General features: G+C 38.3%; 12 protein-coding genes and 1 tRNA gene. 7 read left to right on the top strand and 6 right to left on the bottom strand.

Features of this window, described 5'->3' with window-relative positions; genetic code table 11:
• Nucleotides 1-532: 532 nt before the first annotated feature.
• The 7 genes from GN105_RS00930 to GN105_RS13135 all read left to right on the top strand — a co-directional run bounded on the left by GN105_RS00930 (nt 533) and on the right by GN105_RS13135 (nt 8,647).
• On the top strand, nt 533-1,816 hold the full coding sequence (locus GN105_RS00930) for a site-specific integrase (protein ID WP_004292952.1): 1,284 nt from the start codon (nt 533-535) through the stop codon (nt 1,814-1,816).
• Nucleotides 1,817-1,883: 67 nt separating this feature from the next.
• Entirely contained in the window at nt 1,884-3,182 is a 1,299-nt protein-coding gene (locus GN105_RS00925) for a PDDEXK nuclease domain-containing protein (RefSeq protein WP_004292951.1), read from the top strand.
• Between the two features lie 5 nt (nt 3,183-3,187).
• Nucleotides 3,188-4,225 (top strand): hypothetical protein, encoded by a 1,038-nt coding sequence (locus GN105_RS00920; RefSeq protein ID WP_004292950.1) that lies wholly within the window; start codon nt 3,188-3,190, stop codon nt 4,223-4,225.
• 223 nt (nt 4,226-4,448) lie between these two features.
• On the top strand, nt 4,449-4,757 hold the full coding sequence (locus GN105_RS00915) for a DUF3853 family protein (protein WP_004292949.1): 309 nt from the start codon (nt 4,449-4,451) through the stop codon (nt 4,755-4,757).
• A gap of 23 nt (nt 4,758-4,780) precedes the next feature.
• Nucleotides 4,781-5,848 (top strand): AAA family ATPase, encoded by a 1,068-nt coding sequence (locus tag GN105_RS00910; protein WP_444542099.1) that lies wholly within the window; start codon nt 4,781-4,783, stop codon nt 5,846-5,848.
• Nucleotides 5,849-6,062: 214 nt separating this feature from the next.
• Nucleotides 6,063-7,019, top strand: coding sequence for a DUF8464 domain-containing protein (locus tag GN105_RS00905; RefSeq protein ID WP_004319668.1), 957 nt, complete (start codon nt 6,063-6,065; stop codon nt 7,017-7,019).
• 752 nt (nt 7,020-7,771) lie between these two features.
• A complete protein-coding gene (locus GN105_RS13135; protein WP_444542098.1) occupies nt 7,772-8,647 on the top strand; it encodes a hypothetical protein in 876 nt (291 codons plus the stop codon).
• 103 nt (nt 8,648-8,750) lie between these two features.
• Here the strand turns inward: GN105_RS13135 and GN105_RS00895 are convergent, their stop codons facing one another.
• The 6 genes from GN105_RS00895 to GN105_RS00870 all read right to left on the bottom strand — a co-directional run bounded on the left by GN105_RS00895 (nt 8,751) and on the right by GN105_RS00870 (nt 14,799).
• Nucleotides 8,751-9,716: a CfxA family broad-spectrum class A beta-lactamase gene (locus GN105_RS00895; RefSeq protein WP_004319679.1), complete on the bottom strand. Its 966-nt coding sequence runs from the start codon at nt 9,714-9,716 to the stop codon at nt 8,751-8,753.
• A gap of 238 nt (nt 9,717-9,954) precedes the next feature.
• A tRNA-Ser gene (locus GN105_RS00890) sits at nt 9,955-10,039 on the bottom strand.
• A gap of 214 nt (nt 10,040-10,253) precedes the next feature.
• Entirely contained in the window at nt 10,254-10,769 is a 516-nt protein-coding gene (locus GN105_RS00885; protein ID WP_155283580.1) for a hydrolase, read from the bottom strand.
• Nucleotides 10,762-12,156, bottom strand: a complete 1,395-nt coding sequence (locus tag GN105_RS00880; protein ID WP_155283579.1) for an exonuclease domain-containing protein — start codon at nt 12,154-12,156, stop codon at nt 10,762-10,764. Before GN105_RS00880 ends, GN105_RS00885 begins: the two co-directional genes overlap by 8 nt.
• 252 nt (nt 12,157-12,408) lie before the next feature.
• The gene (gene rplS / locus GN105_RS00875; RefSeq protein WP_155283578.1) at nt 12,409-12,756 is read right to left on the bottom strand and encodes a 50S ribosomal protein L19; all 348 of its coding nucleotides are present in this window, start codon (nt 12,754-12,756) and stop codon (nt 12,409-12,411) included.
• A 117-nt stretch (nt 12,757-12,873) separates the two neighbouring features.
• Nucleotides 12,874-14,799, bottom strand: coding sequence for a LysM peptidoglycan-binding domain-containing protein (locus GN105_RS00870; protein ID WP_155283577.1), 1,926 nt, complete (start codon nt 14,797-14,799; stop codon nt 12,874-12,876).
• Nucleotides 14,800-14,833: the final 34 nt, after the last annotated feature.

Raw genomic sequence — 14,833 nt, 5'->3', positions numbered from 1 at the left:
CTTGGAACTTTTACTTTTCCTCTTCCTCTTAAAAAGTTTAGACAGGTTTAATAATAAAAATTGCATTAATTTACTAAAAAAAATTTAATATATTGAAAATTATATATTTATAAAATTATACCTTGTATTATTTTACGCAGGTGGTCGGGGATACCTTGTGTTATTTTACGTAGGTGGTTAGTGATACCTTATGTTATTTTACACTTTGGGGTGAAAACAGGCACATTCAAATATACTTATTTTTATATTTTTGTGATGTTAATTTTAAATCACGAACTTGTTAATAAAAAAACAGGAACTATAGTTAGTCCCTGTTTTAGTTCCTTTATGTTATTAATAGATTGATTATCAATCTATATTGCGGAGAGAGAGGCTCTCGAACCTATGCTTTCAAGAAATATCATAAAATTGCAAATCACTGATAATCATATACTATCTAAAGCGCAGAGTAAATCTAAATCTTTCTGAATATCTTTTGCTATTCCAAATATTGGGTGTATATTTGGGTGTAGAATTTCAAACGCACCCAATTATGAATATCAAACGTAACATCATTTTTGCATTGGAAAGCCGGAAAAAGAACGGTGTGCCAATCGTAGAGAACGTACCCATCCGTATGCGTGTCATATACGCAAGCCAACGCATCGAGTTTACAACAGGCTACCGGATTGACGTAGCCAAATGGGATGCCGACAAACAACGGGTAAAGAACGGATGCACCAACAAACTAAAACAAAGCGCATCCGAAATCAATGCGGACTTGCTGAAATATTATGCCGAGATTCAAAACGTGTTCAAGGAGTTTGAGGTACAGGAAACCATACCGACCACCCAACAGCTAAAGGATGCGTTCAACCTGCGGATGAAAGACACCAGCGAAGAGCAGCAGGAAGAAACACAAATAAGTTTTTGGGAAGTATTCGATGAGTTTGTAAAGGAGTGTGGCAATCAGAATAACTGGACGGCATCCACCTACGAGAAATTCTCAGCAGTGAAAAACCACCTCAAAGAGTTCAAGGAAGATGTAACCTTTGAATACTTCAACGAGTTCGGCTTGAACGAGTATGTAAATTTCCTGCGTGACAAAAAGGATATGAGGAACAGCACCATCGGCAAACAGATGGGATTCCTCAAATGGTTTCTGCGCTGGAGCTTCAAGAAAGGGCATCATCAGAATATTGCATACGACACTTTCAAGCCCAAATTGAAAACCACCTCTAAAAAGGTGATATTCCTGACTTGGGACGAATTGAACAGGCTGAAAGATTATCGGATACCGAAAGACAAACAATATCTGGAACGTGTCAGGGATGTTTTTCTGTTCTGTTGCTTCACAAGCCTGCGATATTCAGATGTTCGTAATCTGAAAAGAAGCGATGTGAAACCCGACCACATCGAAGTTACCACAGTCAAAACGGCAGACAGCCTGATAATTGAACTGAACGACCACAGTAAAACCATACTCGAAAAATACAAGGAAGTCCATTTTGAAAACCACATGGCACTGCCTGTTATCAGCAATCAGAAGATGAATGATTATCTGAAAGAACTGGGGGAACTGGCTGAAATCAACGAGCCTGTACGGGAAACATATTATAAAGGAAATGAACGTATAGATGAAGTCACCCCGAAATACGCATTATTAACCACCCATGCAGGAAGAAGAACATTCATCTGTAATGCGCTGGCTCTCGGTATTCCGGCACAAGTCGTGATGAAATGGACGGGGCACAGTGACTATAAAGCCATGAAACCCTATATTGACATAGCGGATGATATTAAGGCAAATGCCATGAACAAGTTTAACCAACTATAAAAGTATCAATCAGTTTCATAGATTATCAGCTATTTGAATTATATTTGCGACAACAATAAACATTAGAATGGAAAATAACAGAGAATATCATATAGGAAGAACGGACTTTGACGCATTTGTTCATGCCGTCGGTTCGGAAATAGAACAGGCGCAAGTCCGGCTGATTGCCGCAGCCAATGCGCAAATGCTGTTCCATTACTGGAAAATGGGCAACTATATCCTGTATCATCAGAACTTGCAAGGCTGGGGAAGCAAAATCATCAAGCAACTGGCAAAGGCTATCCGGTTCAATTACCCCGAAAAGAAAGGTTATTCGGAGCGTAACCTTACTTATATGTGCCAATTTGCACGGTCATATCCGTTGAACGTGCTACGAAGTTTCATTGATACAGACACAAGGCTGTCTGTTCCAAGCATACAGAATGTTACAGATGAAGTATTGAAACTGAACAACGGACAATTTACGCAGGAACTTACTGCGCAAATACAATCCGCTGATTGTCAATCTTTAGAAATTACGCAGGAAGTTCCTGCGCAAATTCAGGATGTGGAGAAAACAGTTTCTGCCATTTACAGGATGGAGATTAGGGAAATAGAAAAAGTTTTCCTGAAATCCCCTGTTGCCAAAATAAACTGGGCAAGCCAAATGGTCATACTTAACGGTTCGTTACCGTTAGGCATAGGATATTGGTATATGAAACAGGCTGTAGAAATGGGCTGGAGTAGCAATGTGCTGAAAATGCAAATTGAAAACAACCTATATAACAGACAAATCAACAACAACAAGGTAAACAATTTCACAGCCACACTTCCAGCACCACAAAGCGACCTTGCCAATTACCTATTGAAAGACCCGTACATCTTCGATTTGGCTGGAGCGAAAGAAAAGGCAGACGAAAGGGACATAGAAGAGCAGCTGGTAAAGCACGTTACCCGTTATTTGTTGGAAATGGGCAATGGTTTTGCCTTTGTCGCCCGGCAGAAGCATTTTCAAATAGGTAACAGTGATTTCTTTGCCGACTTGATTCTATATTCTATTCCGCTACACGCATACATTGTTGTAGAACTGAAAGCTACTCCATTCAAACCGGAGTATGCAGGGCAACTGAATTTCTACATCAATGTGGTGGATGACAAACTGAGGGGAAAAAATGACAACAAGACTATCGGGCTGTTGCTGTGCAAAGGAAAAGATGAGGTGGTAGCACAATACGCATTGACAGGCTACGACCAACCGATAGGCATCAGCGATTATCAACTGAGCAAGGCTATACCCGAAAACTTGAAATCAGCTTTGCCAAGTGTGGAAGAGGTGGAAGAAGAACTGGCATCTTTCCTTGACAAGGACAATAATCCCCAAAATTGAAGTCTATGGCAGGAGAAATAAACAAACTGATTCCCCAATATGGAGAACTCAATAGAATATATAATGATTGGGTAACCAATTATGCTTTTTCTTTTGACAAGCAGAAATTCATCACCGACTTTTACAGGCAGCACAATGATACAAAGGCTTTTGAAGCCGCTATCCTTGAACTGGTACTTGACAAGCAGAAAGAACAATACACATTGATTCTCAATAGTCTGAAAATCGAAATAGAAAAAAATATACGGGCTTATGAAACAAAACCGCTGAATGATGACGTCATAAAGCGTGTGTGTTTTCACTACGCAGACAGGCATAATTCTGCAATTAAAGACCAGTTGGAGATTACCACCAAGTTGCACGAGCCTTTGAATGACGCATACCACAGATATGATTTCATTGGTTTTCGGGAGCATACGGACGAAGAAGAAATACAGGCAGAAAAGGAATATGAACGCTGCAAGGCTGAATACGACAAGGAAAAGAAAGAATTGGATAAACTTTATGAACTGCAAAAGCAAGACAGGAAAGAGGCTTTTCAATATATAGAAAACCTTTCCGGCAATGTTTACCGCCTAAGTCTTCTTTTTATGGAAGTCCTAAAAAAGTACCTTCCTAATGATAGGGAAGAAAAACAGCAGGATGAACCAGTCAAGCAAAACGAACAAGAAGAAGTACAGAATAGCCCGGAGGGACAACATGAATATTTTGACATGAAGCAGCTTTCGCCCATTCATGAAACCTGTGTCGGGGAACAGTTCGAAGCCATTACCATAGCGGATTTCTATGCCAATATAAACCTGTACCCCTGCAAGAATAAACTAAAAATCAAGGCAAGGGAAAAGATACGGGTGTGTTACCTGATATTCCTGATGAGCGAGAAACTATCCAAGCAATACAGGGATGAATGGAGAAGCCAAATATTAAAATTGTTGGATATTGACGAGAGCTATTACAGGTCGAAATACAAAGAACCTGTTTCCGATTTTCCGAGTGACAGCAACCAGAAATTCGCAAAGGAAATGGAAAGCATATTCGGATAATTCGTGATATAACCTGACATTCTACGAAATTACCACTTTTACCACTCAAATTAATTTTTGAGTGGTATTTTTATTGTCTGATATTTAATGAGATAGCGCAGTATCCCATTTGTATTATCCACATCCTTACCACTTACAGCCATACCTAATTTTGCATCGTTCGAGAACAGAAATAACAGCCAGTGCGCAGGGCTGATTGTTTAACGACTAAATAGATTGGACGATGACAAATCTTCAAGAGTTATTATTAAAACCCGTCTGGCAGATGACAGGCGAAGAGTTCATATTTCTAAGCAAGTACGCTTCCAACCAAACGGAAGCGCAGCCACAGCCCGTTACGGACACAGAAAGAAAGTATGTGTACGGAATACTTGGCATTGCCAAATTGTTCGGGTGCAGTCTGCCTACCGCCAACCGTATAAAGAAAAGCGGAAAGATAGACAAAGCCATTACGCAAATAGGGCGCAAGATTATCGTGGATGCGGAACTTGCCCTTGAACTGGCTGGAAAGAAAACCGGAGGACGAAAATAACGGGAGGTGTACTTATGGATTATATGAAAGATATAAAAGAAATATCGGCGGAAGAAGCCGTAATCCTTTGGCAAGCCTCACGCCTGAGCCTGTCGAAAATCTATGAGAAAGCACCTGAGATTCTAAAAGTGCAAGGTTCGGTCATTGGTACACTGGGTAATTTCAGTGCATCAATCGGCAAAGCCAAAAGCAAAAAGACTTTCAATGTGTCGGCTATCGTGGCGGCAGCATTGAAGAATGGTACAGTGCTAAGATATGTGGCGGAACTACCCGAAGAGAAACGGAAAATCCTGTATGTGGACACGGAACAAAGTCCTTATCATTGTCTGAAAGTCATGAAACGTATTTTACGGATGGCTGGGCTTCCAGATGACAGGGACAATGAGCATCTGGAATTTCTTGCTTTGAGGAAATACACGCCCGAACAGCGTATCAGGATTGTAGAGCAGGCTATTTACAATACGCCTGACATAGGGCTTGTAATCATAGACGGCATCCGTGACATGGTATATGACATCAACAGCCCCGGTGAATCGACACGCATCATATCAAAGCTGATGCAGTGGACGGACGACAGGCAGATACATATCCACACGATACTCCACCAAAACAAGGGCGATGAGAACGCAAGGGGGCATATCGGTACGGAACTGAACAACAAGGCTGAAACTGTCCTTCTTGTGGAAAAGGACAAGAGCAATGGAGATATAAGCAATGTTTCAGCCATGCACATACGGGCAATGGACTTCGAGCCTTTTTCATTTCGCATCAATGACAATGCCATACCTGAACTGTTGGAGGGTTACAAGCCCGAAACCAAGAAACCGGGAAGACCGGAAGAGGAAAAGTTCGACCCTTACAGGCATATCACCGAACAGCAGCACCGCATCGCATTGGAAGCAGTTTTCGGGCTGAAAGAGGAATATGGCTACAAGGAACTGGAGGACACCTTAATTAAGACTTATGTGTCTGTGGGGGTAAAGTTGAACCACAAAAAGGCGGTATCGCTCATCACCATGCTTCGGAACAAACGAATGATAGTGCAGGAGAACGGCAGAAAGTACACGTTCATGCCCGACTTCCACTATTAGCCCACACCTTGCAATCGCTTCACTTTATTCCGGGGGTCTATATATTAGGGATAAAGCGAAGTGGTTGCGAAATGTGGCAAAACCGCTTCACTTTATTACCGTACTCTATATATACGAAAATAAAGTGAAGTGATTATACAGACCGTACTTCATAAAGAGGTACGGGCGAAAAGAGAAAATAAACCAATTCAACTATCATTAAACCTATCGTCTTATGGATATACAGACAGCGAAACAAATCAAAATAGCGGATTATCTGCACAGTTTAGGATTTTCACCCGTCAAACAACAGGGCATAAACCTGTGGTATAAGTCACCACTAAGGGAAGAAACGGAAGCATCGTTCAAGGTAAATACAGAACGTAACCAATGGTATGATTTTGCACTCGGCAAAGGTGGGAATATCATCGCACTGGCACAGGAACTTTATTGTTCCGACCATGTGCCTTACCTCTTGCAAAAAATCGAAGAACAGACACCCCGTATTCGCCCCGTGTCTTTTTCTTTTGGCAAGCAATCATCTTCCGAGCCAAGTTTTCAACAACTGGAGATTGTACCGCTTTCTTCTCCTGCCCTGCTTGCTTATTTGCAGGAAAGGGGAATAAACATTGCAATGGCGAAAAGAGAATGCAGTGAAGCGCACTTCACCCATAATGGCAAACGGTATTTCGCCATCGCCTTTCCCAATGTGTCGGGTGGGTATGAAATCCGCAACCAGTATTTCAAGGGATGCATCGCACCGAAAGAGATTTCTCATATCAAACAGCCGGGAACAGCGAGGGAAACATGTTATGTGTTTGAGGGATTTATGGACTATCTTTCATTTCTTACTTTGAGATTGGAGAATTGCCCGAAATATCCCGAACTGGACAGGCAAGATTATATGGTGTTGAACTCAGTAGCCAATGTTTCCAAAGCAATCTATCCGTTGGGAAGCTATGAGCGCATCCACTGTTTCTTTGACAATGACCGTGCAGGAATGGAAGCCATGCAGCAAATCTATAAGGAATACGGCAGGGACTTATACATCCGTGACGCTTCGCAGACATACAGCGGATGCAAGGACTTGAACGAATACTTACAGAAACAGACTGAAAGAAACAGGCAAGTTCAATCTGCAAAAGGGGTGCGCAGCCAACCACCGAAAAAGAAAAACGGCTTTCGGTTATAGCCCACTATAACTACACGCTTCGCTTTCGTAGTTGTGGGCTCTCCCGAGGGGATTAGGGCTTTGCCCTAATGACCCACTCAGGGCGTTTCTCCCCTAAGAACCCCGAGCAAAGAGTGCCCCTCTCTTTGCAATCTCCGCTTATGGGTTGCACCCCTAAGAACCCTGTGCGGTTATGAGCGGACAACAGAAGATTTCATCAACAATCCAAATCAAATTTTAAGAATATGGCAACAAAATCAAGCATACATATCAAACCCTGCAGAGTGACATCAAGCGGGGCTCATAACCGGAGAACTGCCGAGTACATGCGCAATATCGGCGAGTCCAGAATCTACATTGTACCCGAACTGACTTCCAATAACGAGCAGTGGATAAACCCGGGCTTCGGCAGTCCTGACCTGCAGGCGCACTATGACAGCATCAAACGGATGGTCAAGGAAAAGACCGGACGAGCGATGCAGGAAAAGGAGCGTGAGCGCAAGGGAAAGAATGGAAAGATTATAAAAGTGGCTGGATGTTCTCCAATCCGTGAGGGAGTATTGCTCATCAGACCAGATACAACACTGGCAGATGTACGAAAGTTTGGTGAGGAGTGCCAGAGACGCTGGGGTATTACACCGCTCCAAATCTTCCTGCATAAGGACGAGGGACACTGGCTTAGTGGACAACCCAAAACCGGGGATAGGGAGAGTTTCCAAGTCGGTGAAAAGTGGTTTAAGCCGAATTATCATGCCCATATCGTATTCGACTGGATGAACCACGACACGGGCAAGAGCCAAAAGCTCAATGATGACGATATGATGGAAATGCAGACTTTGGCATCTGACATCCTCTCCATGCAACGTGGGCAATCTAAATCCGAGACCGGAAAGGAACATTTGGAACGAAATGATTTCATCATTGAAAAGCAGAGAGCCGAACTGCAACGCATGGATGCTGCAAAACGGCACAAAGAAGAACAGATAGGTCTTGCTGAACAGGAACTGAAACAGGTGAAATCAGAAATACGCACTGACAAGCTAAAGAAAACAGCCACCAATGCAGCCACCGCCATAGCAAGCGGAGTTGGTTCTCTTTTCGGAAGTGGAAAGATGAAAGAGCTGGAGCGAACTAATGAAGATTTGCACCAAGAGATTGCCAAACGAGACAAAGGTATTGACACCCTCAAAATCCAAATGCAGGAAATGCAAGAGCGACATGGCAAACAGATACGCAATCTTCAGAGCATACACAACCAAGAACTTGAAGCCAAAGACAGGGAAATATCACGATTGAACACTCTGCTTGAAAAGGCATTCAAGTGGTTTCCGATGCTTAGAGAAATGTTGAGAATGGAAAAACTCTGCGCTGTCATTGGATTTACCAAAGATATGATAGATTGTCTTTTGACAAGGAAAGAAGCTATCCAATGTAATGGCAAGATTTATTCCGAGGAACATAGAAGAAAGTTTGAAATCAAAAACAACATCTTCAAGGTGGAGAAGAATCCGACCGATGATAGCAAACTTGTACTGACCATAAACAGGCAACCGATAAGCGAATGGTTCAAAGAGCAATGGGAGAAACTTCGGCAAGGTTTGCGACAACCAACGGAAGAACCAAGAAAAAGTAGAGGATTCAAGTTATAATAGAAAAAAAAGACAATATAAAAGCACTCTGATAGTTACGAAGTGCTTTTATATTGTATAAATTATATAATGTTTACCATTGAAGCTTCAAAGTAAACGCAACTTAAGGAATTGCCGAATTTTGTATTAATAAAGAATATACGACCTCTGATATATGCGCAACATATTGTGATGCTTGTGATTCATTACCCTTGAAATCCTTAACAAATATCGCTAAAGTATAGCAGACATTATTAGGCAGGCATATATAGGCAACATCATTGTGAGCTGCAAGAATACCATTTTCATTGACATAACCAGAACCCGTCTTATGTGCAATAGAAACCCTTTCTTTATCAAGAAGCGGAGCGACTATTCTATCTGTACCTGTCACACATTCTTTTAATGTATTCTTAATGAAACTTTGCTTCTCACCACTGACAATACTTTCGGTAAACAAACGGTTCATCAACATTGCGGCACCAAGAGGAGATGTATAATTAAAGTAAGCCCTATCGTGGTCAGCCGACATTTCCTCTTCTGTATAAGCTATCTGAAAACTTGAACGAGGAATAAGTGTGGCTATAAAACTGTCAGTTTGAGCAACATTGACCATATCTTTAAACATCAGATTGCTTGCATTATTATCACTTTGAGCAATAGTATAACGAAGTAAATCTCTCACGGTTAATGATATAACCAACTCGGAATAATCTTTCATCATAGGACTCCAAGTCTTTGAATCAAGTCTATTCCTATCTATCTTTACTAAGGTATCAAGTGAAATCCCTTTGTTATCAAAATCATTGCAAAGAGCTAATGCCTGATGAACCTTAAATACACTCATCATAGGATATACACTCTTATCATTAACTTTAACTGTATCTGTGTTATTAATAATAATTGCCACTCCAATTTCACCAGGACAAGCTGATACTATCCGAGAAATGCTATCAGTCAAAACATCTGTCAAAGGTGGATTTGTACTATTATTAGAAGTTGATTTAGAGAACAATAAAAAAACTAAAACTATGATACAAACTAAAGCTATACACAAAATTACAAGGCGTTTTCTTCTACTTTTTTTCATACTACGATTTTTAAACATTATATATTATCATGACAGACCCTGATTTATTATTTACTGCAAAGATACGAAATCTTACGGAAAATGAATTGGTTGTTTTTTTCGTTTGTTCTGTTTTTTATCAAATTATTTTCCGAGCGAATATGATTCGTCTTAAATAAAATAAAAACACCCAACTTTACATTCTTGGGTGTAAAATTGGGTGTTTGTTTTATAATTTGCTGATTTTCAGCGTTTATTGCGGAGAGAGAGGGATTCGAACCCCCGGACCTGTTACAGTCAACGGTTTTCAAGACCGCCGCATTCGACCGCTCTGCCATCTCTCCAATTACACTTGTTATTTCACTTATGCGGTTGCAAATGTACAACAATTTTTAATATTTGCAAATTATTTTTAGTTTTTTTTATCTATTTCTTTACATTTTATATACAAAAAATTGTCAATCAGTCAGATAAAATGAATGTTTCATTTGTTTTATCTGATTGATTTTTTCAAAAACAAATATATTGAAGATGGAAAAATATTCTATTTTGAAAAAACTATTCACTTACTTCCGGATAAATTAAATCATCAATTACAGTAAATTCGACTTTTTTATCGTCATTAATGTGATATTTTAACAATAATTCTCCCCAAATTTCACCATCGGAAAAGTCACAAATAATCCACTTATTGTTTAAGATTTTAATTTTATTGATTTGAAATGAACCGTTTTTGGATTCAAAACGAATTAAAGTATGTCGTTTTTTATTGGTGTTTGTCTTTAAAAGTGTTGAAATTATCAATTTTGTCGGATTTTTTATCCCCATTTTTGTAAAATACTTCAAAGCATAGTTGTTGTCTTCGAGGTTGAAATACTTTAATTCACTCCTTTCTATAGTTAGTTTGCGGATAGAATCAATCAGAACTTCTTTCTCATTTGCTGAAATTGATTCTTCCGAATAACTTTCTGTTTTTTGAAGTGATTTAATAGTATTTTTTTCTTTAGTTACAAGTAAAATGACGTTCAAAATTGCCGAAATAACAAAAAGTGCAATAAAAATATTTTTATTCATTGTTGAAAGATTTTTGCTGTTTAAGATTTATGATTTTCAAAACGTTATGGTTTCTTAAGTAAGAATGTAGAATATGCCTGTTCATCAGGGAGTTGGGTAGGGGAGTTATCAAGTTTTCAATGATTTCCAATTGTGAAAGCTGATAATTTAGATTGAAAAAACCGTATCCTTTGATATTTCCGTCAATTACAAGAATAACGCTTTTTTCACCGGCATTCCTACCTTTGTCAATAATTGCAATACTCTGATTTACAAATCCGTACTTTTTTAACACTTTTGAAGCCCTTTCGTTGTATTTTTCAACGGGCTCAAGTTCCAAGCAAGCTCCGAGGCATTTTCCTACAGTGTAGTTATGGCAATTTTTTCGTGCTTGTGAAAGATTTTGAAATTTAGGGCATAACTGAAATTCTTCAGTTATTTGATACAGAAAGTTTTGAGCCTGATGTTGCGTTTCAAAAGTAGTGATGAAATTCTCATTTGTATCGATTAATTTTATTGAAAAACAGAGATAACCCGCTTTGTTGAAATGTGTTGTCAGAATATAATTGATATTATCTGTTTTATATTTGTTTCCACGATTGAATTTAGGATTATTTTGCCGAACTTCCTCAATTTCTTTCAATTTTGTAATTAGCTCATTGCCAGTTTCTTCATATGTAACTGAATAAGTATTCCTCTGCAAAAACTGATTTCTTTTGGTTGGGGAGGTAAACAACTGATTTACACGCTTTTTTATGTTTTTATGCCTACCGATGTAAATGATTTTTCCTTCCTTATTGTGCATATAATAAACCCCAATACGTTCAGGTAACTCATCTATAATTCGGATATGTCTTGATGTTATTTCCTGCTGTGAATCATTTCGTAATGAGGTAGTTATGATATTCTTTTTTGAGTCTTTTTCAAGAAGATATCTAAAAAGTTTTACCGTAGCCAAAGCATCTCCTGAAGCCCTATGTTGTTCACTTACAGGGATTCCCAATGAACGAGTTAATTTCCCTAAGCTGTAAGATTCTTTTCCCGGTATGAGCTGTTGGGCAAGTTCTACCGTGCATAAAGAAGTTCGAGAGAATTCATATCCTAATCTGCGGAATTCGGTTTGCAATACACGATAATCAAAACTCGCATTATGTGCTACAATGATGCAATTTTCTGTGATTTCAACAATTCTTTTGGCAATTTCATAGAATTTTGGTGCATTTCGTAACATTTTATTATTAATTCCTGTTAGTTTTGTTACAAAAGGTTGTATTTCTCTTTCAGGATTAACTAAGGAGATGAATTGATCAACCACTTCGTGACCGTCATAACGATAAATGGCAATTTCCATAATGCCTTCCTCGTTGTATTTCCCTCCGGTGGTTTCTATGTCCAGAATTGCGTACAAAAATTTGCGAAGATTTTTTTGAAAATTATAGGGTAGAACGCATAAATTAGATGTTCAACCGTAAAAATATGTGCAAATATAAGTAAAAAATCTTAAAAATTGTGGAAGTAAAATGATTTTGGAAATTCTGACTGAAGAATTGATGTATGAAATCTCTCTTTCGTACTAATTTCCGATTTTAATATTCAACAAATTGTTTAAATAAAAAAGAGCAAGATTATCTTGCTCTTTTGTGTCTTATTTTTGACTATACTATCGAATTTCTTTAATACGGGCTTTTTTACCTGTAAGTCCTCTGAAATAGTAAATTCTAGCACGTCTAACTTTTCCTCTTTTGTTAACTTCAATTTTTTGAAGAGCAGGCATATTGAAAGGGAAAATACGCTCAACACCAACTGTCCCTGACATTTTACGAATGGTAAATGTTTCAGTTGCTCCGCTTCCTTTGCGTTGAATTACAACTCCTTTAAAAAACTGTGTACGTTTTTTGTCTCCCTCTTTAATTTCATAATACACTGTAATAGTGTCTCCTGCTGAAAATTCAGGAAAATCTTTTTTTGCTACAAAGTTATCCTGTACGTACTTTAATAAAGATTCCATAAAAAAATAAAAATATTATATAGTTAACATTGGGCAACATATCACGTCTTTCGCCAGAGGTTACTCCAAATCGGGTGCAAATTTAGATATTATTTTTGAAAAAACAAGTTTTATTACTTATTTAACTTCTTTAATTTCCATATTTTCGTATTTAACGATATAAACTCCTTGATTTTCATATCCTCCACCTCGATAAGGGTTTCTTAGGTAAGCAAATCTGTTTTCAAGAAAAGAAGTTTCTCCTAATTGATTGTTTGAATCGTTGAGATTACCTGTAACCCCTAATCTTAAAATAGTGTCCATAGTAATATCGAAGCCTCGAACGGCGTATTTGTTGGGTAAAATTCCGTATGTTTTTAAATATCTTTTTGAAAAACTGTCATTTCCATCTGAATATTTATTGAACGTAGGGAATGTGAATTGCAAATCAGATAACTGATTGTTAGATAAGCTACTGGAATCGTAAACGCTTCCTTTGTCAGTTGTCATCAAGATAATTTTTGGAGAAATATTATCTTTTTTGCTTTGCATCACATTGTGCAGAACTCGTACTGCATTGGAAACGAAGCCAATTTCATTAGATTGAATGATGGCAATATTTTCACGAGAATAATCCAACGCATTCGGAACGGAACTTACAGTAATTTCAGTAACTACTTTGGCATTAGGGAAACTTTGCTCTAATTTTTCACGAACAGAAGCATTGTTCGAATCCGCCAAAATCAAAATATTTGCATTGACATATTTTTGCGAGATGAATTGTATCATTTTATTCTGTTGAACAGTTTCCGTAGGTAAGGTTTGGTAAACATTTGGTTTTAGTTCTATGTTCTTATTGGAAAGCGGAGCTAAAATAGCCACATTCGGATTTGAAATTGAAGCCGAAATCACATTGAAAGATCTGGCAGAAAAAGGTCCGATAATCACCTGTGATTTTTGGATATTTTCATTTGAAGCCATTCTTTGTATTTCTTTTTCTGTTTTTTCACTATCAAACACATTCACACGGAATTTATATCCCTTTTTTTGCAGTGAATCAATGGCAATCAACGCTCCCGAGTAAAAATCTGTGGCGATAGGAGTTACTCTGTTATCGCTCAAACGCCCTTTCAAAGTAGCCATTTTATCGGTTTCGCCAACTACATCAGAAATTCTGAAAGGCAATATGAATGAAATTTCTTTTACATTTTCGGGAGATGCAATGGAAATCATTTTTTGAGTAGAATCTTCAAATAACTGGCTTTCTACAACGAGGGCTTCTCCTTGTTTGTATCGCTCAAAATTTTCTCTCGGAATCCAAATTTGAGAATCAGATTTCAACCCGTCTTTTAGCTCAGGATTGAGTTTGATGATTTCAGCTTCAGAAATTCCGAATTTGCGTTCCAAACTGTAAAAACCTTCTGCTTTTTCAACTGAATAAAGAACAAGGTCTTGACTATTAGTGTTTTTCGGTAGAGAAGGAGTGTGTGTTTCCGAGGCAGGAACCCAAATTTCTTGTCCTTCACGCAGATTTTCAGCAGTTACTCCGGGATTCATTTTTTCAAGTTCCCCTTGGCTTATATTGTGATTCTTTGATATTCTCCAAAGAGTTTCTTGTGGTTTAACCACATATTTTTTCTGTCCTTGAATTCCTTTCTGAATCATTGCAGAAGCTTTTTCAAAAACAGGAATAGAAATAGTTTCTCCCTCCAACAAACCTCTATTGTAAAGGTCAAAGTTATAGCGTTTTAGGTCGTCAATCGAAATGCCATATTTTTGTGACAAACCGAAAAAAGTTTCTTTAGCTTCTACTTTATGCGATTTGAATCCTAAAGGTTTTTGAGTGCTATAATATTTTACCTTTCCGGAAGGAATGTAAATGACCATATCTTTTTTTAAGCCATTTTTCAGTTCCGGATTTTTCTTAATGATATCAGAAGGCGAAACGCGGTACGTTTTTGCAATACTTTCGATGTTTTCGTTTTCTTTTACATTGTGAGTTTGTTGCTGAGCAAATCCTATTGCGAACGAAAAAATAAATCCTAATATAAATAAATTCTTCATAAAGAGTTTATAATTAATTTTTTACGTGTTATTT

Origin of the sequence: Capnocytophaga felis, from assembly GCF_009684755.1 — a bacterium.
GTDB classification, from domain to species: Bacteria; Bacteroidota; Bacteroidia; order Flavobacteriales; family Flavobacteriaceae; genus Capnocytophaga; species Capnocytophaga felis.
This window is presented reverse-complemented; position numbering and strand designations above follow the sequence as displayed.